The sequence below is a fragment of the Micromonospora sp. CNZ322 genome, from assembly GCF_007827755.1.
Genome location: NZ_VITD01000020.1, coordinates 60,544 through 83,026 on the forward strand (window position 1 = coordinate 60,544; position 22,483 = coordinate 83,026).

Below are 22,483 nucleotides of genomic sequence, written 5' to 3' on the forward strand. Positions count from 1 at the left end.
TTTGCTGGCGGGTCACCTCAACAGTCGACTCAGGCGACCTGATCGTCGCGGCAGAGCCTTCGCGGGCAGAAACCAGTACTTTGCCGTCCGCCCGCTGGACGAGGCCGATCTCGACGTCGGGAAGTTCCGAGGCAGCTACCGACTCCTCGCTCGTTAGTTGCCGCAAACGGGCTGGCCAGGCAAGCAGGTTGTTCACTTCGCCTTGCGTCAGTAGGCGGTCCGTGAAGCTCCTGGTGGGAGCCCGGAGTCGGAGTTCCGCCAAGTCGACAAGGAACGCCTGCAGCTCGCCCTGGAGTTCGTCCACGCTTCGCTGCTCGTCCTGCAGCACCGCCGTGAAGCGATCTGGAGAGAACACAGCGAGTTTCGCCTGCCATGCGCCGGCCCTGGGTGTGGCCGCGCGATGGCGGTGTCGACGGTATGCACCGCGGCGTCCAGGCCCGGGGAATGCCCGGCCTCACCCTTGTCGAGCAGGAGCGCGGTCGCTCTCTCGACGGCTGTCGTCGCGCCGTTGAGGCGATCGCGCTCCGCGTCGAGATCGTCGGCGGTCAGCTCCTCGAGAAGCTCGGTGACCTTCTCCATGGCCTTGCGCCGCTGCTCTTCGGCGTACACGCTCGCGGCGGTGGCGACGGCGAGGAAAACGAAGGATGCCGCAGCGGTGACCATGCCGGCGCCAGTTGCGGCTCTTGCGGTGCCGCTCACCGCCGCGGTGGTGCCTGGACGTGGCGCGTCTGCCACCACCGGGACGAAGGTCGCTTTTTCACGATTCCCGTCTTGTCGAGGAGGTCGCCGTAGATCCCGCCGGCGCTGGATCCGGGCTGTCCGTGCCGGCGGCCCGGGAGATCACCGCGAGCGCCACCTCGGTCCGCCGGATTAGCCGCCGGCACCGCTGTTCGTCCAGGCCGGTGGCCTCCGCGTGGGCGGCCAGCGCCCAGTAGAGGGCGTAGTAGCGGGCGTAGTGGCTCAGCGTGGAGACGCCGGGGACCAGGATGTCGACGCCCGCCATGACCGGCGCCTCCACGGCCAACGGGTATCGGCCGGCACGCGCCGTCAGCCCCGGCTCGCCCCAGGCCGGGCCCTCTACGGCGATCGACGGCGCGATCACGGTCAGTATCCCAACGCTGACATCTCGCCATTGTCGCCCGTCCGGACGGCGTATCACATCCGCCGAGCGGGGGCGACCACTATGGATGGGGGACGGAGCGGCTGCCGGCGGCATCGCCGAGCTGCATGTCCGCGCGGCAGCGAGGCGGGACACCTGTGGACCGGGCAACGTGATCGGCTCATCACCTCCGGCATCACCCAGGCGGTGCTCGCCGTCGACGACGCCGCCGGCCTGCCCGGCCTGCGCCCACGCCGTCTGCGCCACACCTACGCCACCCGGCTATGCCAGGGCGGCGCCGACTCCGCGCAAGTCCAGGCCCTGCTTGCGCACGCCTCGCTCGGCACCACCGCCCGCTACTTCCGCGCGGGCGTCACAGAGCAAGCCGCCGTGGTGGGGCGGATCTTCGAATGAGGCCTTCGCGGACCGAATCACGAGGTACCCCCTGCCTTAGTGCGGTTCGTCGCCGGTTAACCGGACGACGGTGAGGATGAGCAAGACAGTGCTGGCGAAGCCACCACCGCCGCACCGCTACCGCACCGCTCCAGTCAGGGAAGCGTGGTGAGGGCATGTAGCGGGCTTTCCTCCCGACGGCCCTAACACGGTGCCGGCCGGGCCACCCCCCTATGGGTAAAAGGGTGTCATCGTCGGTCTTGGCGCAGAACAGGAACGCGCCGGCCAGGTTCGCGGCCATCAGGTTCGCGTAGAGTCAGAGGACGGCAGCTAGGACGATCGACGGTGTTTGTGGGCCGACGCCATCAGCGCTGCTGCTCTCTACCGGGGATTCAGCTGCGGCTTTCGAACGCGTTTTGGATGGTGTCGGGGCGCAGGACCTGCGGCCCCACCTCCACGGCCCTGGAGGTCTGGACGATCTCCCGGGCGAGCCGCCAAACCGCACTCTGATATGCCTCCTGCCGGCCAGTCTTGAGCAGGCCGTAGATACCGTCCTCCTGGTAGTAATTGACGGAGTCGCGAGCGGGCGTTTGAGGACGGAAGATTTGCACCGTGCGTACGTCGTCAGGCAGGCTGAGCGAATTCAGAGGCGTCCATGCTACCGGGAGGATCGCGTTGCGTGACGAGCGCTCCACCCCCTCTCGTGGGGTGGTCCTCCGTTGCGCGAAGCCACCCCATTCCTGGCCACACCACTCGTCGTTCAGCAGGGCTGGCGACAGGAGCGCCACAAATACTTGGCAGTTCCCCAACGCATCCAGCACCTCCATGCGCCACGGATCCCCGAGCCCCATCGACAGGTCGATGAAACCTGGGTTGTCGTGTCCGGTAAGCTCCCGCACGTGATCGCATAGATCCTCGAAGAGTCTGGCGACCTCGCGCCGGGGATGCTCGTCGGTCGCCGAGTGCTGCTTGGGGCGAGCGTAGCTGACGAAGAACAATGGTGCGCTGCGGCCGCTAGTTCTGGTTTTTCTAGGCCCAGGTGCATTGACGAGGGTTATCTCCCCGGTGAGCCATCGGGTCATTAGATGGGCCTCATCGGGCGACATTCCCAACGACAACTCGCCTAGACCTTGAATCGTTCTCGAGGCACGCATGCTGACCAGCGCGCCTATCGTGTCGTTGCCCAGTTGTGAGGCCAGGTTCCGGTTCGCGAGATCCTCGAGGAAGGGAAGGCAGAGCATGATCCTCATCGAACGTTCGATGCGGGGTAGTTTGGGCCAGGTCTCCGCCAGATCGAGCGCGGCCTGGAGCGCAAAGGGCCTCAGATGCTCGTCAGTCCACGGCGCCGGCGCGGCCAGTAGCGCATTCGAAAGGTTCCTCAGCCATACGTCGTTGCTCGGCCAGGAATTCACGAGCAGTTCATAGGCGACTGGCGGTGTGATTCGTCCCAGGAAAAAATAGCTGTCAAACAGCGGGGAGACGTTGTTCTGAAGGATCGGCGGCTCCGCGAGCCGCAGGTCGTGTTGCATCAGCGACGTTTGAAGCGCTGTCAATTTAGAGTTAGGGGAAAGCATGTTACGAGTTCGAGCAACTATAGAGAGTTGTAGATCAGCCCAGCGTTCATCTCCTTCGGGGAAAAGCCGGTGCAGGTTGACCAGGGCAAACGCCCGGGTGGCTAGCTCGGCGGGGGTGCCATGCTCCAGCACGATCTCGAGTCCGGCGTAAACCTTTCTACTGTTGTCGGGCAGCGAGCAGGCCAGCAGGTCGGCTAGCGGTCGGTCAGCAAGACCCGATACCAGCTTTCCGCTGGCTTGCTTTCGTTGGGCGGGTGTGAGTCCGGCGGCGGCGACGCAGCCGAACACGATCCGGTTGACCAGCTGCGACGCGATCGGGACGAGGTCGAGGACCCGCGCGCAGTAAGAGAGGGTGTCTAGCTGTTGGTTAGTCGGCAGGTCGATCACGCTGCGGAGCGCCGCATCGAGCAGCGTGTTGGCACCATCCTCAATTCCTCTGTCGATCAGCTGGGCCGCGATTTCGGTCACCGAATGCCAGCGAGCGTCATTTAGCCTGGGTTCGATGGCCCGGTAGAGGATGGCGGGGTTCCGGTTTTGCCGTACCAGGTGTTCCGCGCAGAAGAACTCCAGGAAGGTGCGATGTGTAAAGCCGTACAGCGGCTCGCTCCGGGAGCTGCCAACGTCGGTGATGATCCAAGCGCGGCCCGCACAGTAGTCGAGGAATTGGTTAGCTGCGGCAAGCGTTTCGTCCTCGTCCTCAAACTGCCGTTCGTGCAGGTATCCGGAAATCGTTTTAAGTGCCTGGGACCGTGTTAGCCAGCTCTTGTCGCCCTCGAACATGCGCCAAGCCAGCCTCTGAACGGCCCCCCGTAAGTGCGCATTAAACATATAAAGCGTCTCGATGCCGCGCGCGCGGTCCCACGTCTCGAACATCATTTGCGCGCAGCGCTCGATCACCTCCGGCCGGTTCCTTGGGATGAATCCGTCGGAGCGATACAGCGCGCACAACAGCGAAAGCATGAGTGGATTTGGGGCTAGGTCGCCAACCGCGGCGATCTCCTGGAGGAACATCGCCGTCATTCGCTCCGGTTCGCCGGTGGGGGACTCATCGTCTAGGCGGAACCATTTACGTGCATATTCGACCACTTGAGCATGGTTGAAGGGAATCAGTTCGGCGACGCTGAAGAGGTCGTCGTTCAAGGGTACCTCGCGATACCCCAATCGCCTCGCGGTTATTACGATGCCTATCTTGGGATAGGTGACGGCCGCAGCGTCGATGAGGGAGGCGGCACTGCGTCGCGCGTCGGGATCCACCATCTCGTCCAAGCCGTCGAGCAGCAGTAGGGCGCGACCCGCCGTCAAGATTTCCTCAAGCGTCTCCCGTAGCACGTGTACGCCATATAAGCGGATGCATATGGATACCAGCATGTCGACGACCGTCGCGTCTTGAGGGCCGATCTCACGCAGACTGATGACGAGCGGGATCTGTTCCGTTGTCATCACCGCAGTGCATGCAAGCCGCGTTAGCACCGTTGATTTTCCGCTCCCCGGGTCGCCGAGTACGACGACCCGGGGAGCCTGCTGAGTCAGAGTGTCCAATGTGGCGCGTAGTGGTCCATTTTGCAGCAATGGTTCGACGTAGAGGTCGTCGAACGTGACCGACCTGGAGATGTCGGCGTGGGGCAGCCGTAGGCGATCAAACAGCATCAGAGTTTGCCGCCGGATGAGTTCGCCAGTCTCCTCGGCGACGGGGCTCAGTCGCTCGATGCGGCTCGGTTGCGCGGTGGCGCTTCCGTCGCCACCGGAGGCCGCCGGGCGCGGCTGCGCCGGGCGCATGAGCCGGCGCTGGACGGTCGCGTCGGACTGGTTCGTGACGACTAGCGGCAGCTCGACCGTGTGGAATGGAAGACCGCCTGCGGTCACGAACGTGAGCCTGATCGGATTGAGTGGACCTCGCTCTGGCTGGCCTACGTGCGCGATGAATTGGATGGGGCCGTACGTCCCGCCGAATCGGTGCAAAAGCAGTGTACTGGAGCCATGGGATTCAACCTGGCACCAAGGACTACTGTCGACCAGGCAGGTGACAGCGTACTCCTCCAGCTCGTATGGCCACTGCTCCATTAGTTCGGTGGCGAGATCTACGGTTATCAGATAGTTCTGCCCGGGATATACCTCGCGAGGCCAGGTGACGACGGGCCTTATCCCGACCGCCGGGTTGACGTTCATGAGGGACCGCCGCTTAAGTTCGCGGTGAGTTGAAGCACCGTGTCGGGATGACCGAAGCAGACGTAGGCGAAGCTCTGGAAGAAGCTTTCGAAGTCGAACTCGTCGCGCGAGTCCGCCTGGAGATCGTCCGGGCGCAGCCGCACCCGGCGTACGGCCTGGCGCCGGTGCTCTAGCAGTAGGGCGGCGAGCCGCTGCTCCACCCCCTCCGCCTCGAGCAAGCGAACTGCGAATTCGTGCGAGTGGTCGTGGTCAATTTGGCCGAGCGTGGCCAGTACGCTGTTGGCGCCCCGCCGCAAGAAGAGCTCCGCGAAGCTCCGTGTGGCCACGAACGAATGCCGTCCAGGCGCCGTCATGGACGCCGTATCGCAGGCGTTGAGGAACACCACCGCCGGAAAGGTCTGTAACCCTGTCATCCGGAACTCGTGGTAGTGCGTCATCTTCATCCCTCCGAGCTCGAACTCACTCGTCGTCTCGCCGTAAACGCCGTGGCAGCGCACCAGCACAAGGCCGAATTCCTGCTCGGAACTATTGAGCGCAGTGAGCAGCTGCCACATGTTGCGTTTGGCGGTGGCGCCATAGCGGGCGAGCGGGGCGTCCAGCAACGGGCCAGCTGGACCGAAGATGTCTTCCGTCTCCAGAGCCAGCACACCACCGCGGCACATGGCGGGCTCTGCGGTGTAACTCGCAACGCGACCGATGTCGTTGATCGAGGTCCACCTGACTACCTCGACCTCTCCGCCAACCCACCGGCCGCATGTGTCTGAATACATCGTCTCCCATGGAATTTGGAAGCTTGTGTTGTCCCAGATAATCAGACGGAGTCGTTCATCGCCGCTCCGTGCGGATAACAGATCCTCAGTCCATGTAGCAAGCCGGTTCAGTCCGGACCACCAGGCTATAAGGCAGTGATAGCCGCTCTCCCATTCCTTGGTCCGAAGGATCTCGGCTAAAGTGGTCGGTGGCCTCGACTGCGTGTCGACGTCTGCAGGGCGCGATTCGTCGGACCTGCCGTCGAAGAACCAGTGAAGCTTGAACAATTGCCGGTCGTGGTCAGCAGTTACACAGAGCAGGGCCGTGCGCTCCGGAAGGTTTTCGGTTAGGCCCACGTAGGTTGGGTCGAAGGCGGTTGGCTCTTCTCGCGACGTGCTCACATCGGGTGAGCGGTCCACCGGCCGGGTCTGCTCGCGTATTGCGGGCAGACCACCATCGGCGTCGGTAAACGCCTTGATTCCTCGAGCGATGCGTTCGGCGTGCGTCATCGCAGGCGTCCCGACGGTGCCCTTGGGAGCGGGCTAGTCACGATGGCACCCAGGGCATCCGCGAGTTCGAAGGGGAGCTGGGGATAGGGCGCGACGTCCGGGGTTAGCACGACGGCGCGGAGGCCGCGAAGTTCGGCCGTTGCCTTGGCCGCCTCGAGTGCGTCTGTCACGCCGCGCCTGCCCACCACCGACGAGATGCGGCCTCCGGCGCTGTCCGAGAACGGCACATTGCCTCGCGCGTCGGTCACCACAAGCAGGAGCGCTTCGTGCACCGGGGTGTGCCTGCGCCGGAGTAGATGCCGCAGCTCGTCAGCGGCTAGGTCGACGGCATGGGCCAGCGGGCTGGCCCGGCCTGGGTCCCGACTGAGTGACACGGCGATGCGCGGATCCAGCAGGCTACGCGCCCTGTACCGGTCCGCGCGCAACTCGTTCGGTGCGCCGCGATAGCCGAACTCGATGACGCACACCAAAGCGCGCGTGATGTACGCCCAGCGTAGATAGGAGGCGAGCGCAGGCGACCAGTCCCACCCCCGATGGCAGCTGTGGTCGAGGATTAGCACCATGGCCGCCGTCGGCTCCGGTCGTCTCCGAAATCGACGCAAATCCCCGTGCGCGATGACGAGCTTCCGGCCCCTGCCCGGCCGGATGGCCTTGAACTTGTGCGCCTCGAGCAACGTGGCGATGACGGCGAAGTCGCGCAGGGACCTCGTGCGTTGGGTACCGATGATCTGCCCGCGATGATCCTGACCACTGGCGCGCCGATGCCACCATTCACGCAGGGCCATCGGCTCGGCCAGTATCTGATTGTCGTCCTCAGGGAAGAAGCCCTCCGTCATGGCCGAGCTCGCGTGCTCGATGTCGCCGAGAACTTCCGGGCCGTTGCCTGACGTCGCCGACACGGGCTCATGCTCCAGCGTTTCCTCTAGCTCAGGACCGTCTCGCTCCGGCTCGCCGTCGTGGGGTTCGGACAGGGCGGGTCCCCGCACCTCGGGCGATGCCGTCAGATGCTTAGGCTCCGGCTCGGGACTCGCCTCGTTGAGCATCCCCAGCAGGGCGGCTGCTCGGTCCACGTCGGGTACCGAGACGGTCGAGCTGCCACGCCGAACAGCGACCGCCCGGCTGAGGCGGGCGAATGCGATGTCCCGGCGCATGCCCGGGGCCTCGGAGGAGAGCTCAGCTACTCGCTCGAGCCCGCGGGGGCCGAAACTTGCTGCCTTCTCGATGGGTACCGTGCCGAGAGCCGCCCTCAGCCAGCCGGCAGGGTCCTCGTCGAGAGCATTGGCCCGCTCCGGACCACGAACGTCCGCGCCGTCGCATCTGATCGGAAATCTATCGAGCAGGTGAGCGGACATGGTTGCCACCGCATCTCGCCGGGCGGCGGCGAGCCATCGGGCGCGCGGATGCCACACCTCGCTAAAGCCGTGCCGTTGACTGCTTGCCGCGTCGGCACCCGCTGTAGTCACCACGGCCCGGCGTACGGAGAGGCTCGCCGTGGCCAGGTCCGGCACCAAGAAGACCGGTGGCGGTTCGGCTTCCATTTCGACCAGCAGTCCCGGTACGGTCTCCAGCCCGGTCTCGGTCAGCCGCATGTTCGTCCACAGGTCGTCGTCGGTGTGCCACGACCCGAGCGTCACAACGCGTGGCCGCCGCCCATGATTCGCCTCGATGCAGTCGGCGAGCCAATGGCCGGCCGCCTGCAGAAGGGCCGGGTCCAGGTCAAGGAAGAGCGTGCCCTGCAGCTTTGGTGCCACCGCCAGACAGCGCACCAGCTCGAGAAACCGATCTTGGGCCTGGCTCATGTCTAGATTGCTCGCCGGTCGTCGAGGGCCCTTTGGACGCGGACGTCGTCATCCTCCGACCAGGAAACGAGCGTGCCCGACTCAGCGCTGTGCCTGCGATGGACGAGCGCCAGTCGGGCTGCGGCACGAATGTGGTCGTCGCCCACCACCGAGTCGCCCTCCAACGCGGCGATTGCCCTGGCCGCGCGGAGAAGCATGATCTCTCCGCGATGTCCGACCAGCTCGAACTCGGCAGCCACCTTTGCGCAAGCGTCCATCGCGTGCTTGATCGTGACCGAGGCCCGGCGATCGCGTGCCTTCCCTAGCACCACGGCTTCTCGCAGGTTCCGTTGGCGAATGGTCTCCAGGACCGAAGACTGCGGTTTCGTGGCCTCCTCCTCGAAGGTGAGCACATTCTGTAGTACCGCTGCTCGATGTTGCGCATCGTTATCCGCGCGCATGGTGACGACAAGACCAAATCGGTCAAGCAGTTGTGGGCGGAGTCCTCCTTCTTCCGGGTTCATCGAGCCGACGAGCGCGAAGCTCACAGGGATCGGGCGCTGGTTCACGTGGTCTCGCTGGACCTCGAGGATTCCCGTGGAGGCCGCGTCGAGGATGATGTTCACCAGATGATCGTCAAGAAGATTGACCTCATCAATGTAAAGCAAACGCGCCTTAGACTTGCTTGCTTGCTCCAGAAGGCCGTCCTGCCAGTCAGATTCGCCGCGTAGCAGAGCTTCCACGCTGAGCCCGCCCAGCACCCGATCTTCCGTGGCCCCGATCGGCAGCGTGACGGGCAGGTCGTCATATGCCATCAGGGAGAACGCGCGGATCGTGGTCGACTTTGCTGTTCCCCGGCCCCCAGTCGCCAGCACGCCGATGCCCGGGTCGACATAAGAGATTCGTAGGGCGAGTCGCAGGTCATCCTGGCCGACGATGAAGGAATACGGGAGGATCGCGCGCTGGTACTTCGACATCGTCACGGAGCTTCCTTTTCACTCACATATCGGAGATCCGGCGGAACTCCCTGCCGCCACAGGTCGCCTAGCTGTCGATTGATCGTCTGTTCCTCTTCCAAAGTGGCCGGCAGCGCTACCTTCAGCGCCGTGAGCAGGTCGAAGCGGTGCAGGTCGACCGCGACCTGGACGGACTCGGCATATGCCGTCGCGGCCTTGACCGTCCCCGCGTATGACAGGACCCCCAGCGCGAACGGCACCAGTGTTAACAGCCATAACCAGTCACGAGCACCCCACAGCAGCGCACCAGCGCCTACCGTCGCGATAGCGGCCGAGGCAGTCATTTGTGCGGCTGCGTCCATCGTGTCACGTCGGTCATCGACGATGGCCTTCATACGATCCCCGAGTACGGCGTAGAGGCGGGGCCAAGCGATGACCGCATCGATGCCATAGCTACGTCCGGCTAGATCCTCCATCGCAGCGAGGATGTTGCCTACCGCCGTAGGACGCACGAGATGCTCAGGCAGCGGAAAGCGTTGGCGCAGCTTTGATCCAGCAAGGCCGGCTTGGCGCACTTGGTCGTCGCTCAATGGACCGGGCGAGGCAGGCAGCGTTGCTCTTTGTTCGAGTCGCCGCTTGCGGCCTAGCTGCCACCCCCGCAGTAAGCCGGAGCCAAGCCAGCGGGGCGGGCCGCTCTCCAGGAGGCGCATCACCGTCAGCTGCAGCGGGTGCAGTGACGCCGCCAGGACAACGACGGCTAAACCGATCAGGGTAATCTCCGCCGCGCCCAGGCCTGCGGCGGTGCGCCAGGCGGTGCCGAAGTTCAGCTTGTCGCCCGGCGCTCCGGCCCAGACCAGGACCAGTAGGAAGAGCAGCACCGCATAGGTGGGTAGATAGACGACTCGGACCAGCCTTCCGGAATCGAAGCCCTTTGGGGCAGTCGCTACCGTGCTCAGGCTCACCGGCGCAGCTCCATTCTGCCGTGTCCCGCTTCGCAGGTTGGAAGGAGGCGCTCGTCGTAGAAGGACATGACTGTGGCCTCGGCACAAGTCTCGCAAGCAAAATGGATGACTCTGTACCGGGTCGAGTCTCCCGGCTGGGAAGATCGATCGCCCTCGCCCGCCGGAGTATCGCCGGCCGTCCCGGCGGCGCGACAGACGCGGGCTCGGGTGGTAACGCCGACAACGACACCGCTCACGCGCAGCTCGATGCGGTGAACCGACGGAGCCGACATGTACCTGAGAGTGAGTGCTCTCCGCATGTCAGATAAAGAAAGTCGGGCCGCCTCGTCGTGAACCTCATCGGGGCGGCCGTCGTCGGGGCCGAGCAGCGGGGCGTAGATGTCGCGAAGGCTTCGGGCCTGGAGGGCTTGTTCCACATGCAGGACCTACGGCATCCACGTCGCCGCAAGAAGTCAATCGTCCGACATGCGACACTGCGCGGTGTGCGCCAGTACCCGGTCCGCGCAGGAATTGCGATGGTTTGCAAGGGGTCGCGCACTCCTGGAGCAAATCGGGTGTCGCAGCTCTCGTCTCTCGCGCACCTCGCGCCGGAAACGGCCCGCTGTCGACTTTCGTGCCCAAGTGCAGCTAGTTCGGTCAGGTCGAGGTGGCTGCAGATCGAGTGTCGTACGCCCCTCGGGGAGGATTTCCTGTCTGGCCTGGCGGTGGGTAGAGCGCTTCAAGTTCCTGGTTGCTTCGGCACCCCTTTACAAGGACGTCCTTCGATGGCAACGATCGCCAGGGACGGTTGCCGTCCACCCAGTGCCGAGGAGGGCCCTATGCGGGTAACCCGAGTCTCTGCCCGTTATCCATCCGTCTCGCGCCGCGCTGGCGCAGTTATTTTCGCCGCCGTCGCAGCCTTGGTCGGTGTCAGCGCGCAGCCCGCGTCCGCCGCACCTCCCGGGATCCCGTCGAAGGCGACGGCGCAGTCGCAGCTCAACGCCCTGACCGTGGCGACGCAGGGGTCGACGAGCGGCTACTCCCGTGACCTGTTCCCGCACTGGATCACGATCAGCGGGAGCTGCAACACCCGCGAGCAGGTCCTCAAACGCGACGGCACCTCCGTCGTCGTCGACAGCGCCTGCGCCGCCACCTCCGGCCGCTGGTACAGCCCGTACGACGGCGCGACCTGGACAGCGGCCTCCGACGTCGACATCGACCACGTCGTTCCCTTGGCCGAGGCGTGGCGCTCCGGGGCCAACTCGTGGACGACCAGCCGCCGTCAGAGCTTCGCCAACGACCTCACCCGCCCACAGCTGATCGCGGTCACCGACAACGTCAACCAGTCCAAGGGCGATCAGGACCCCTCCACCTGGCAGCCGCCCCTGTCGTCGTACCGATGCACCTACAGCAAGATGTGGATCACCGTGAAGTACAGCTGGGGCCTGACCCTGCAGTCGTCGGAGAAGTCCGCCCTGCAAAGCATGCTCAACACCTGTAGCTCCTGAGCGCGATCCAGCTGACGGCCTGCGCCCCGAAGCGCGGACCGCCAGCCGGGTGCTAGGTCTGCTGTGGCGGCTGGCTGTCGCCGGACTGCTTGCGCCACTGGCCGCCCGCGTCGGCGGCGAGCAGCCGCTTGACCACGGCGAGCGCCTCGCCCTCGGCGTCGAACTCCCACCGAAGCACCCGGCCCGTCTCGCTGTCACCGGCGCGGGCGATGACCTTCCACCGGACCTCGCGGACGAGCCACACATCTCGGCGGCCCAAGCGCCCCCAGTGGGGTCGGGCCGAAGCGCGGTGCCGGACTTTCGTCTGGTCCGTTTCTTCGGCCCGCCCTCCGAACCGGACGTGCAACTCTCGCTGCATCCGGCTCTCCACGGACTCACGTCGGCTGGGTCAGACGACGCGTCGGTGGCGTCCAGGGGTTGGGGATCACGCTGCGGCGTCGGTACCGAGCAACGGTGACCGAAGCCGGGCTGAACAGGGTGAGCTGTCCGTCGGTGATCGTCCATCCGCCGGCCATGAAGCGCCGTCGGAGGTGCTTCCACGTCAGGCCCTTGTGTCGTTTGCGGATCCAGATAGCTGTTCGGCGCCAGGTGAAGGCACCGAGGTAGCTGAAGGTCCGCTTCGACACGCCGTGCTTGAAGTAGTTGCTCCACCCGCGTAGTACGCCGTTGACGCGTTCCAGCAGGGCGGTCAGGTCGGCTTGTGCTGAGCTGTGAGTGAGCGCGCGGACTTTGTCCTTGATCGCGGTGACCGCTTTCTTGGACGGGTACGTGTACACGCATCGCCTACCCGTGCCCCGTTTCCGGTGCCGCTGGATGCGGAACCCGAGGAAGTCGAAGCCCTCGTCGATGTGGACCACCATGGTTTTCGGCGGAGACAGGCGCAGGCCCATCCCGGCGAGTACCACGGCCACCTCGTCGCGTAGCTGTTCGGCGTCATGCCGGTCGCCGTGCACGAGGATGACGAAGTCGTCTGCGTAGCGGACGAGCCGCCAGTTTGGCTGGCCGTGCCGGCGGCGTTTGGCCCGCAGACCTTTCGTTGACATCGCCGTCTGCCACATGTGCTGGGCGAAGTCGTCCAGCACGGACAGGGCGATGTTGGCCAACAGCGGAGACAGGATGCCCCCTTGCGGAGTGCCGGTGTGCGTTTCCTCGCGGGAGCCGGCTTCCTTGAGGATCCCGGCCTTGAGGAACGCTTTCACCAGGCTCAGAACGCGCTTGTCCCCGATGCGCCGACGCACCCGCGCCATCAGCGCGGCGTGGTCGATCGAGTCGAAGCACGCCTCGATGTCCGCCTCCAAGATCCATTCGTATGACTTGGATGTCAGAAGGTGGATGTCGGCGATCGCGTCCTGGGCGCGTCGGCGAGGCCGGAAACCGAACGAGCACGGATGGAAGTCCGCCTCGAAGATCGGCTCCAGCACCAGCTTCAGCGACGCCTGCACAACCCGGTCCGCGACGGTCGGGATCCCCAACCGGCGCTTCTTGAGACTGCCCGGCTTGGGGATCATTCGCTCCCGCACCGGAAGCGGCCGGAACTGTCCCGACCGCACCGCCTCCCGGATCATGCCCATGAAGGGTTCCGCACCGACCAGCGCCTGAAGGTGATGGGCGGTCAAGCCGTCTACACCAGCGCTGCGCGAGCCGGTGTTGCTCCGCACCCGATCCCACGCCACCATCAGGAACGCGGGATCAGTGACAAGGTTGAACAGATCATCAAACCGACGAGAACCATCCTCGCCTGCCCATCGATGCAGTTTGGTCTGAATCTCCAGTACCCGCCGCCACGCCTCGTCGAGACTTGGCCACGGCGCGCCGGTATTCACCAGCGACCTCCTGGCATGACAATCCCTCCCTGCGAGCCCGCTGCCCGCCTTCGCCATGTGGACGGCTTTCCCGCCCTCGGACTACTACGCGGACTCCGCCCCATCGGGATGCCCCGGCAGGACAACGCGCCCTCCCATCTCCGCCACGCTGGCCGCGTCACGGCGGGTCCGCACCCGACGGTTCCCACGTTCACTACCGATCGATCGACGGAGGAGGTGCCCGACTTTGCCCCTGCGGCCTGCTGCGGGTACGCCGTAGACCTTTCCCGCAGCCACCACGGACAGCGAGACTGTCGCCGCCGTGATGCCCACCCGAACAGCATCAGCCCGGGTAGTTCGTCCGCGATCCCGGCCCATATCCACCAGATTCGAGCCGGTGGTGGAATTAAGAGGCTTTACACGTCGGTTCCTCACGTACACCTTTCCGTCTCGCTTGCCGAACCTGGGCCGTCTGGCAGTGCCAACCCATCCCGGCGTTGTCGAGGCTGCTTCCCACCCTCCCGCGCGTTCCCACGGTCAGGCTGCCTCCAGCTTCACGCCCACTGCTACGACAGCGAGCGGGTGAAGGTCTCCCACCTCCACTCGATCAATAGCGCCTCGTGGCGCACAATCCCGTTCCACCAGCGCCCGGCCACGTCCTCCACCACCGCATCGTACACACGTTCGAATCATGGCCAGTGTGGGGTAGCCGGCTGACCCGGTTGGGGCTATGCCGACCGTTCTGTGGTCCGAAAGAAACGGCCGCACCCTTCGGCCTGGTGGCCGCCCGCGCCGATGTCACTCGTCGTGGGGGAGTTGCCCATCGTACTGAAAGGTTGGCGGATCGGCCTCGCTGTCACAAAGAACATAGCGGTACTGCACGGGTGGGCTGGGGTGCTCGCGGGCGCCGAGATACGCGCCGCTCTGCGGCAGGATGATGACCTGCGAGAGGAACCCGTTCTCATCGACCTCGATCGGGGTGATGCGGCCGTCGGCCGGACCACCGAGCAGCCATGCCCCGACCGCGGGCATCAGCGATCCACCAGCAGCGCGGCTGCAGCCGTCGGCAGCCCCGCGACGGCCGCGATGAGAGCCGCCACCGCGCCGACGAGACCAGTAACACCGGCGAGGTCGACTGGTGGCCTCTGCCAGTGCCTGCGTCGTGCTCGGCTGCGTCCACCCCGGGTCATGGCTGCTCTCCCTCACCAGTCGCAGGGACGTCTCGTCGTCCCTGCGGAGGTACTTCAGCAGGCAGAGTTCGGCCGATCAACCCGCAGCGGCGCCATCTGTGGATAACTCGGCGCTTGTGGATAACAAAATGATCGTCACGATCTTCTGCGATCATCCGTCGCGCGCGTCGACCCGAAACGCGCGGGGCGAATGAAGAGCCCTCGCTCGCCCACACATGGTGACCGTCAGCCGATTGCCTAGCTGGTCCAGCGCCATGTGGAGGCAGCCCCGTTCGAGTCTGAGCAGGATGGGTCGTTCGCTCATCACAGCGGTGCTAGGAAGGGGCCACCATGGACCGCGGGCGAGCGCCACGTCCCAGCATCCGTGCCAGGCAGGATCGAGCCCGACGTGCCGTGACCGCCAGATCCGGCGCGGCGGGCGACTCGCGCTGGATGGATCTCCTCGCCACCGGCGGCCACAACGCGGGCCAAGGTTGCGGGCCTCGGTGCAACCCCGCCTGCCGAGGCACCGGCTCCCTACGTGCCCTTTTCGTGATCAGGGATCACCCCCGCCTGCAGGGAGTAGGAGATGGTACGGGCGCTCAGCTGAGCGTTGTGCCAAATCCCCGCCGTTGAACAATGACCTACCGGCACCCACCGCTCGAACATCCGTACCACATTCACAGGGCCCCGGCAAAGTCGTCAGGGGATGCCGAGTAGAGCGAGTGGGCGGGTGCTGTCGCGGGCGTGGTGGCGGTTGGCGGCGGCGATGTTGGTGATGCCTGCGGCGCGTAGGGCGCCGATGGCGGCGTTGCGGAGGGCGGCCATGACTTGGGGTCCGGTGCCGGTGCGTATCTGGGAGCGGTCTTCGTCGTAGGTGACGTCCCGCACCCAGTGGACCTTGTTCTCGATCGACCAGTGGCCACGGATCCAGCTGGCGAGTTGCGCCGGTTTGGCTTGATGGACGTAAAGATCGGTGATTGCGTAGACGGTCTCGGTCGTGAAGCGTTTCGGCTGGTCGAGGCGGCGTCTGCGGCGGCGGATCTGCAGGGCCTGGGCGGCGTGGGGGAAGTCGATCCCGGTGAGGACGGTCAGGATCTTGCATGTGCGGATCTCGCGACGGCCGTGTCCGCGGTCGGTGGCGCGGGTGGCGTCGGGGACGGCCCGCCAGGGCAGGCCGGCGAGTTGGGCGTGCAGGCTGGGCTGATTGGCCTTGACGGTCAGGATCCAGTGAGCGCCGCGTTCGGCCAGGTATGTGACGTGGTCGCGCTGGCAGTGCAACGCGTCGGCGGTGATCACGGTGCCGCGCAGGTCGCCGATCTGGTCGAGCAGCGGGCCGAACCGGGTGATCTCGTTCGTCTTGCCGTCCACGGTGGTGCTGGCTAGGACCACGCCGGTGGCCTGGTCGCAGGCTGCGAGAACATGTTGGGCGGCGGTGTCGGTAGTGCGGGAGCCGCGTAGTGTCTTGCCGTCCACGGCGATCGCCCGCCTTCCGGCCGGTGGTGTGGCTGTGGACCGGCTGGTGAGCCAGCCGCTGATGGCCGCGGTGAGCAGATCCGGGTCCAAGGCCTGTAACAACCGGCGGATCATCGCTTCCGACGGGCGCCGGTCCGGGGCGATGCCCAGCGCGAGCGCGGTCGCGGCCGGGACATCGGCGACCCACTCGGCGATCGCGGTGTACGAGCGGTAGCCGGCCAACACGGCATAGACCGCCGCGGTCACCACGACCGTCAGATGGTGGCGGACACCGCGGCGAGCGCGGGGATCCGGTAGACCCGCCAGTGCTGCGGGCAGCCCAGCGGCGGTTTCGGGCACAGTGACAGCCGGTGCGCTGGACATAGACGAGATCAGCGATGATGGCAGGGCTGGCATGGCTTACTTCGGACGATCAACAAGGCGTAGAGAACCCCGATGATTATCTGAGTGCTCAGCCCGCCCTGCTACCACCAGCAAGGGGGCGTCTACACCAACCACATCAAGCCTGGCGCTCGACGGCGGCGTCGAAGTCGGATGTGACCTGTTCGTCGAGGTCCTGGCTGAGTTCGGCGAGCGTGCGCTGCTGGGTTGGTCGGCGGCGGAGGGCATCGACGGCCGGGCGCTGCTGACGGTGACCAGCCACGCCCCCGGGTTGGTCGGTACGCCGTCGCGGACGATCCCGGCGATGCCGACGACGACCTGCCCGGCTTTCATCCGCAACCCCGTCTCGACGGTGCGCCGCACCTCGGTCTCTCCCATGGCCCTCATGACTGCAGGCAGCTTCGACCTTCGTCAGGAGGCGGGCTGCTGCGGGTCGCCCTCAGTTGTGAGGGCTGAGGAAGTCGATGATGAGGGTGGCGAGCTCTCGTGGGCGTTCGGCGACCATCGCGTGGCTGGCGCCGGCGAGGTGCCACACCCGTAGAGACGGGTTGTCCACAGTGGCAAGCCGTTCGGCGGTGACCTTGCGGTACGCCTCGTACAGGCGTTGGAACGGCTGTTGTTCGGGCAGGTCCTCGGTGGCGAGAACGAGCAGCAGCGGGCAGCGGACGTCGCGGTAGGCGGGCATCAGGTCGAGGGAGTCCATGGCGTCCCGGAGCTGCCGGGTGAGGTCCGGGCCGGGCCGCAGCCGGCTGCGGCCGTCGTCGCCGGGCACGAGGTTGCGTTCGAAGGCCGCCGCCCAGTCGTCGGGTGCGGCGCCGTAGCGCTGGGCCATGGCCCGCTGCTCCGCCAGCATGGCGGCCACCTGTTCGGCGGTTAGTGGTTCGGCCAGCATCGCGGCCATCCCGTCGAATACGGCCCGCAGCTTGGCTAGCTCGGTCTCGGCCTGCTCCGGATCCAGCCCGGCGAGCTGGTCCGGACGGTTCAACGGCGGATTGCCGTCCAAGCTGACGGCACCGGGGCACTCCGGGTGACGCTGCGCCCAGAGGGTGGCGAGCATGCCGCCGAGGGAGACGCCGACCACCGCTGGGGAGGTGAGGCCGAGGTGGTCGGTGACGGCGGCCAGGTCGGCCAGTACGTCGTCCCAGCGCCACGGGCCGTCTCCGGACCGGCCGTGACCGCGCAGATCGACGGTGACCACCCGGTGGGACGGGTGCAGGTGCTCGGCGAGGGTGGTCATCTGGGCGAGGTTGCCGCCAGCGCCGTGAAGGAGCAGCAGCGGTTGTCCGCGTCCGCCGAAGTCGCGGATCGCGATGGGCACGGTCCCGGAGTCGATGATGGTCTCAGACACGTCGGGTTCCTTCCTTAAGCAGTCGGTCGCGTACGGAGGCGGAGCGCACGCCGCCTTCGGGATGGCGGGCGAGCTTGTTGCGGGAGACCAGGTCGTGGACGCCCTGGCGGGTGATGCCGAGCATGGCGCCGGCCACCGCGTACGACACGGATTCGGCGGTCGGGTGGCCGACCCGTCGCGCGACGGCCTGGCCGAAAGGGCTGCGCCACCAGTTGAGGGGTGGATCGAACGGTCCGTCCCCCGGGTAGAGGGTGGAAATCGCGCGCATGACCACGCTGACGGCGGCCCGCTCGTCGCCGCTGACGATCGTGGTGGCCCAGGATCGGGTCCGCTCCCGGATGACGGCGCGCAGCGGGTCGATGGCGTCGTGGCCGTCCACCAGGATTTCGAGAGGGTCGAGCAGGCGGATGTCGATCAACCGTATGAGGTGCTCGGTCAGTTCCTCGTGGGTTGGCGACATGCTGCCCCCTCCGCTGCTTGACACCCATCGTCAAGTACTTGACGCCGAGTGTCAAGCACGATGGCATGAGCAGATTGGCGCTACGGTCGGCCGGCGCCCGGCAACGATGGCGTTACCGATACGTGGGACCGCCGGAAATCGCGGCGGTGGCGCTGCGCGGCAGCGTGGGCCGGCTGATCCGACCGGCGGACGAGTTCCCCGCCTGGATCGGCTCGGTGGACGCGCGGGACTGGCGGAACCGTTCAGCGCGGACATGCCTTACTTCGAACAGATCAACAAGGCGCAGGCAAGCTCGATGACCTTCTGAACCGTTCACGCCCGCCCTGCCGCCGCCAAGAAGGCCGCATCTACACCAATCACCTCAAGCCGAGCACCTCACGACTTTGCCGGAGCCCTGACCACAGTCAGGCGACACCCGAACCTGCTCAAGTTCGAAGTACCCGAGACGATGAACGTTGTCTAGGCCGAGGCTGTCACGATAAAATCGGCGTCAGATATGTCCACAAACGATGTCTCAAATCGCCATCACCGACAGTAGGTCAACAAGTCAGATTCATGACCGCAATGCTCGAGACGGATAGACCCGGCGAACTGCATCCATTAGGCTCCCCGAAACGTGACTTTCGGGGGTACGGCGATGCAGGACGAGCACGGGGGTGCGTCCGATGTCGGTCGATTGCAGGCCGAGGCAAATGATCTGGCGCGGCGGATGGCCAAGGTTCAGGATCCGGCGGCAAGCTACCAGGGGATCGACACCCACGCGGTGGTCACCGTGACGCTAGACGGCAACGGCTTGATTCGGGATGTGGCTGTCGCTCAGGGATGGCAGCGCGTCGGCGGGGCAGCCCAGTTAGCGGTCGCAGTGCAGGAAGCACGAGAAGCCGCTGTGCTGGAGCGGCTGCGGCGACTGGACGAGATCCTCAAGGAACAGTTGGACTCCGATGAAGTCCCGCCCGCAGGATCGGCCACTTCGCCGAGCGGGGCTGATGTCAGCGACAGTTCGATCACCGAATTGGTGGAGTCGTTGTCTGCGCAGGCGAGCAGCGCGTCCACGGTGGCGGCGCTACGGGAACTGGTGAGCATGTTGGAGGGTGTCGACGCCGACTTGGATGAGCTGGCTCGGCAAGTCTCGGGTCAGCAGAGTCGGCCATACGAGGGGCGCAGCACCGGTGGCCACGTCACCGTCCGTGTCGCCGGTGACGGGGCCGTTCTCAGGGTCGACTACGAGTCGCGGTGGCTGCGCGGGGCGCATGAGTTCAACATCGGTCGGGAGACGCGTGACGCGTTTGAGGCGGCCTATCGAGTCGCGGGTGCGCAGACAATGCAGGGGCTGTTGCCGAACAGCCGGATCGCTGCGCTGGACCGCCTCGCCGGTGACCCGCTGGAGTTGGCCCGCCGGTTGGGCCTGCACCGCCAATAGCAGACATCCGTACCGCGGGGGAGGCGGCATGGCACCACCACCAAGCAAGGAAGAAATAGAAGTCGCGATCGAGACGCTGCGGCAGGGTGGCGCCACCTGGCAGCAGAACGCCGATGTCATGCAAGCGGCATCGTTAGCCGCGACGGCGCAGAGCCTGGGTCCCTTCGAGCTGTCGGCGCACGCCTCAATTACAGGGCTGGTGGAGACGTACGCGTTGCTGCAGGAAAAAGTAGCGACCCTTCTGCACCAAGGGGCCCATAATTTCGAGGAGATCGGCGCAGCGCTGAAGATCGCGGCCAACGGCTACGAGCAAGACGAGATTGATGCGGTGCACCGCATGCGTGGAATTTACTGACAATGCCCGACGAGCAGAAGGGTGGTGCGCGATGGCGCCGGGCCCCGGTGAGCAGGAGTTTCGCGAGCTGATCGCCAAGGTCGAGGATCTCCTGAAACGGGTTCACGACAAATCGAACGAGATCGTGAACAATGTCAACCGGATCCTCGGGCAATTGCCCGGAATTATCGGGCAAGGCCTTAGCAATAGTACTCAACGTCTCCTCGAGTTACTCAACAGCATCTACCACGAGCTGAACAAGTACATCGGCAAGCCGGGGTGGCCCCCGACGCTGTTGAGTACCGGCAACGACTGGGCGGACCGGGTCGGAGCGCCGGTCAGCGCCATGGCAGGGGCGGCCGACGCAGATCTGTCTCCCATTTTGAACGAGTGGAAAGGCGATGCCGCCGAGGCTTACAAGCGGATCCTGGGCCCGCAGCACAAGGCCATCCTGGCGATCAAGAAAGATTTCACCGACGTCATCCACAGCGCGCTGACGGCAACGGCCGCCGCTATCGTCGTCTGGTGGGGGTCGATCGTCGTTGCCCTCGTGGCACTGGTCGGCGGCATGATCACCGCTGCAGGGGCTACCGGAACCCTGGTCGGCGCACCCGCCGGGCTGGTAATCGGAGTCGCCGCTTGCCTGACCTTCGTGGCCGCTTTGGCTGCCGGTCATGGCACATTACTGGGGGTCACCGCCGTTCAAGACGGGAACCTGCGCGACAAACTCGCCGAATGGGGAGCCTTTGGGGGACAGGGACAGGGACAGGGACAGGGTTGGCCGATCTCCGTCGCCAATCAGCTGCAAGACGGCACGCTTCGCGACCCCGGGGTTCCGGACGACACCGACTGGCGGCTGCGGCCATGACAGGCACCGAACGTCTGTCCAGCGCCCGGCGTGGGACGCCAGCCCTGACCGTACTCGCCGGGCTGCTAGCTGGCGGATACCTCCTGTTGCTGGCGTTTGTGGCGTACCTGGCCACAATCCAAGCGGCCAGCGTGCTGGTACCTCTCGCAGCCGGGAGCGGTGTGGGGCTAGTAGGTTCGCTCGCTGTGCTCGCGGCGAACGTGCTATCGACGACCAGGCCGGGCGGTGGGGCAGCTCGCGGTCTGTTGTGGGGCGCTGTCGCTCTGACCGTAGCGGGCACGGCTGCCCTGGTCGTAGCGGGCATCTTCTATTCGGTCAGCTCTGACCCAACGGTCGGGCTCATCACGCTCGGCTCAGCAATCCTGCTGCTCGGGCCTCCGATCCTGGCGGCCCTGTCCCTGCATGCCTCCCGCCGCCGTTGACTCACCTATGGAGGGTGTAGCGGTTCTCGCGGTACTCGGCGGCGCACTGCTTCTCACCCTTGTGGGGTCGCTCGTGGGGTTGACCGCGGTCACCCGCAGGCGCGAGCGAGACCGGCGTGATGTGCTCCAACAGTGGGCCAAGCAGCACGGATGGGCCTTCGTTCCGTCACCGAACGTCGACTGGGGAAGCCGATTACCGGGCCGTAACCGACGTGGTGTCTCCCTAGCCCTGTTCGGTGCGATTGGTGGCTACCGGGTCAGCGTTGCCGAATACTCCTACACCGACGTCCACATCTCCACCAACGGCGACGGAATGGGCGGCACGACCACCACCACGTCCAGTCACAGCCACCCCTACGTCGTGGTTCTGGTCCACCTCGACGAACCTCATCCGACGATCGCTGTACAGCGGCATACCACCGTCTCCCGAATTGGTCAAGTCCAGTTCGGCGACACGGTGCCCGCCACCGGCGACCAGAACTTTGACAAGCACTACCGTGTAGCCGGTGAGCCGGTAGCCGGGCAGTTCATCGGGCCCGCTCTACGAGCCGAACACCTCGCCGGCACCGTGCCACTCTGGGCCCTGCACCAGGCAGAGTTGATGACCTACCAGCCTGGCCGAATCGAAAGTCCGAGTCAGATCCCCGATCTGGCCACACCCCTGATCCGTGTAGCTGCCCTGCTCAAACTGAGAGATCAGCGAAAGTTGTGAAGCGGCTTTACGGCGACGACGGGAACTACTATCGCGATTCGCTGCTACACCATGCCTCTGGCCGGCGGACAGCGGGATGCTCGACGCACTCATTCAGCTTGTCACCGGCAACCCCTGGTTCCCCGCCACCATCTGATCCCCACCGGCGCGCCCGTGTCCAGCAAGGATTACCCCGTGCCGAGGCAGCCGCATCCTCCTACGTCGCGAGATCTTGTCTTCGACTCGCTGAAGGTTCACCTGCGCAACACCCGCCTCGGCCGTGGCCCCTGGGACGCGGACACCCGCCTATCTCGATGCGGGATCGGACCGAATGTAGCGACTGCTCAACCGGTCAGCGTGGGACGCCTTGCGCCGCCGTCGGGCTCGAACGCCTCGTGCGGCACCGATAACCCGAAGTCCAGGGCGAGAAGACCTGCG

The 22,483-nt window shown here is 65.7% G+C and carries 20 protein-coding genes; 6 read left to right on the forward strand and 14 right to left on the reverse strand.

Annotated features, from left to right (window positions below):
• Positions 1 to 207: 207 nt before the first annotated feature.
• Both FB453_RS35205 and FB453_RS34525 read right to left on the reverse strand, forming a co-directional pair.
• Positions 208 to 699 (reverse strand): hypothetical protein, encoded by a 492-nt coding sequence (locus FB453_RS35205; RefSeq protein WP_486480540.1) that lies wholly within the window; start codon positions 697 to 699, stop codon positions 208 to 210.
• Between the two features lie 58 nt (positions 700 to 757).
• Positions 758 to 1,102: a hypothetical protein gene (locus FB453_RS34525; RefSeq protein ID WP_186718677.1), complete on the reverse strand. Its 345-nt coding sequence runs from the start codon at positions 1,100 to 1,102 to the stop codon at positions 758 to 760.
• Between the two features lie 81 nt (positions 1,103 to 1,183).
• Here FB453_RS34525 and FB453_RS31205 point away from each other — a divergent pair, with 81 nt between their 5' ends.
• Entirely contained in the window at positions 1,184 to 1,513 is a 330-nt protein-coding gene (locus FB453_RS31205) for a tyrosine-type recombinase/integrase (protein WP_145796013.1), read from the forward strand.
• 371 nt (positions 1,514 to 1,884) lie between these two features.
• Here FB453_RS31205 and FB453_RS31210 read toward each other — a convergent pair whose 3' ends face one another.
• The 5 genes from FB453_RS31210 to FB453_RS31230 are packed head-to-tail and all read right to left on the reverse strand — an operon-like array spanning position 1,885 to position 10,187.
• Positions 1,885 to 5,232, reverse strand: coding sequence for a TIR-like protein FxsC (locus FB453_RS31210; protein ID WP_145796015.1), 3,348 nt, complete (start codon positions 5,230 to 5,232; stop codon positions 1,885 to 1,887).
• Complete coding sequence (locus tag FB453_RS31215; protein ID WP_145796017.1) at positions 5,229 to 6,491, reverse strand: CHAT domain-containing protein; 1,263 nt, start codon at positions 6,489 to 6,491, stop codon at positions 5,229 to 5,231. Before FB453_RS31215 ends, FB453_RS31210 begins: the two co-directional genes overlap by 4 nt.
• A complete protein-coding gene (locus tag FB453_RS31220) occupies positions 6,488 to 8,290 on the reverse strand; it encodes a hypothetical protein (protein ID WP_145796020.1) in 1,803 nt (600 codons plus the stop codon). Before FB453_RS31220 ends, FB453_RS31215 begins: the two co-directional genes overlap by 4 nt.
• 2 nt (positions 8,291 to 8,292) lie before the next feature.
• Entirely contained in the window at positions 8,293 to 9,246 is a 954-nt protein-coding gene (locus FB453_RS31225; RefSeq protein WP_145796116.1) for an AAA family ATPase, read from the reverse strand.
• A gap of 2 nt (positions 9,247 to 9,248) precedes the next feature.
• Positions 9,249 to 10,187 (reverse strand): hypothetical protein, encoded by a 939-nt coding sequence (locus tag FB453_RS31230; protein WP_145796022.1) that lies wholly within the window; start codon positions 10,185 to 10,187, stop codon positions 9,249 to 9,251.
• A gap of 818 nt (positions 10,188 to 11,005) precedes the next feature.
• On the opposite strand from FB453_RS31230, the gene FB453_RS31235 reads away from it, so the two are divergent.
• Entirely contained in the window at positions 11,006 to 11,674 is a 669-nt protein-coding gene (locus FB453_RS31235) for an HNH endonuclease family protein (protein WP_145796024.1), read from the forward strand.
• A 52-nt stretch (positions 11,675 to 11,726) separates the two neighbouring features.
• Here FB453_RS31235 and FB453_RS31240 read toward each other — a convergent pair whose 3' ends face one another.
• From FB453_RS31240 to FB453_RS31265, 7 genes are all read right to left on the reverse strand, one after another.
• Positions 11,727 to 11,933 (reverse strand): hypothetical protein, encoded by a 207-nt coding sequence (locus FB453_RS31240; protein WP_145796026.1) that lies wholly within the window; start codon positions 11,931 to 11,933, stop codon positions 11,727 to 11,729.
• Positions 11,934 to 12,048: 115 nt separating this feature from the next.
• Positions 12,049 to 13,497, reverse strand: coding sequence for a group II intron reverse transcriptase/maturase (ltrA, locus tag FB453_RS31245; protein ID WP_486480541.1), 1,449 nt, complete (start codon positions 13,495 to 13,497; stop codon positions 12,049 to 12,051).
• A gap of 777 nt (positions 13,498 to 14,274) precedes the next feature.
• The gene (locus FB453_RS31250; RefSeq protein WP_145796030.1) at positions 14,275 to 14,508 is read right to left on the reverse strand and encodes a hypothetical protein; all 234 of its coding nucleotides are present in this window, start codon (positions 14,506 to 14,508) and stop codon (positions 14,275 to 14,277) included.
• Positions 14,509 to 15,347: 839 nt separating this feature from the next.
• Complete coding sequence (locus FB453_RS31255; RefSeq protein WP_486480542.1) at positions 15,348 to 16,370, reverse strand: ISAs1 family transposase; 1,023 nt, start codon at positions 16,368 to 16,370, stop codon at positions 15,348 to 15,350.
• A 250-nt stretch (positions 16,371 to 16,620) separates the two neighbouring features.
• Positions 16,621 to 16,764, reverse strand: coding sequence for a hypothetical protein (locus tag FB453_RS34530; protein WP_186718679.1), 144 nt, complete (start codon positions 16,762 to 16,764; stop codon positions 16,621 to 16,623).
• A gap of 177 nt (positions 16,765 to 16,941) precedes the next feature.
• On the reverse strand, positions 16,942 to 17,850 hold the full coding sequence (locus FB453_RS31260; protein WP_145796032.1) for an alpha/beta fold hydrolase: 909 nt from the start codon (positions 17,848 to 17,850) through the stop codon (positions 16,942 to 16,944).
• Entirely contained in the window at positions 17,843 to 18,310 is a 468-nt protein-coding gene (locus tag FB453_RS31265) for a hypothetical protein (protein WP_145796034.1), read from the reverse strand. Before FB453_RS31265 ends, FB453_RS31260 begins: the two co-directional genes overlap by 8 nt.
• Before the next feature lie 637 nt (positions 18,311 to 18,947).
• Between FB453_RS31265 and FB453_RS31270 the strand changes: the two genes are divergently transcribed.
• From FB453_RS31270 to FB453_RS31285, 4 genes are all read left to right on the forward strand, one after another.
• Complete coding sequence (locus tag FB453_RS31270) at positions 18,948 to 19,730, forward strand: hypothetical protein (RefSeq protein WP_145796036.1); 783 nt, start codon at positions 18,948 to 18,950, stop codon at positions 19,728 to 19,730.
• Between the two features lie 28 nt (positions 19,731 to 19,758).
• Positions 19,759 to 20,085: a hypothetical protein gene (locus FB453_RS31275; RefSeq protein ID WP_145796039.1), complete on the forward strand. Its 327-nt coding sequence runs from the start codon at positions 19,759 to 19,761 to the stop codon at positions 20,083 to 20,085.
• Positions 20,086 to 20,116: 31 nt separating this feature from the next.
• Positions 20,117 to 20,932: a hypothetical protein gene (locus FB453_RS31280; RefSeq protein ID WP_145796040.1), complete on the forward strand. Its 816-nt coding sequence runs from the start codon at positions 20,117 to 20,119 to the stop codon at positions 20,930 to 20,932.
• A gap of 495 nt (positions 20,933 to 21,427) precedes the next feature.
• Positions 21,428 to 22,066 carry a hypothetical protein gene (locus FB453_RS31285; RefSeq protein WP_145796042.1) on the forward strand — a complete coding sequence of 213 codons (639 nt, stop codon included), beginning with the start codon at positions 21,428 to 21,430 and terminating at the stop codon, positions 22,064 to 22,066.
• The last annotated feature ends 417 nt before the right edge of the window (positions 22,067 to 22,483 follow it).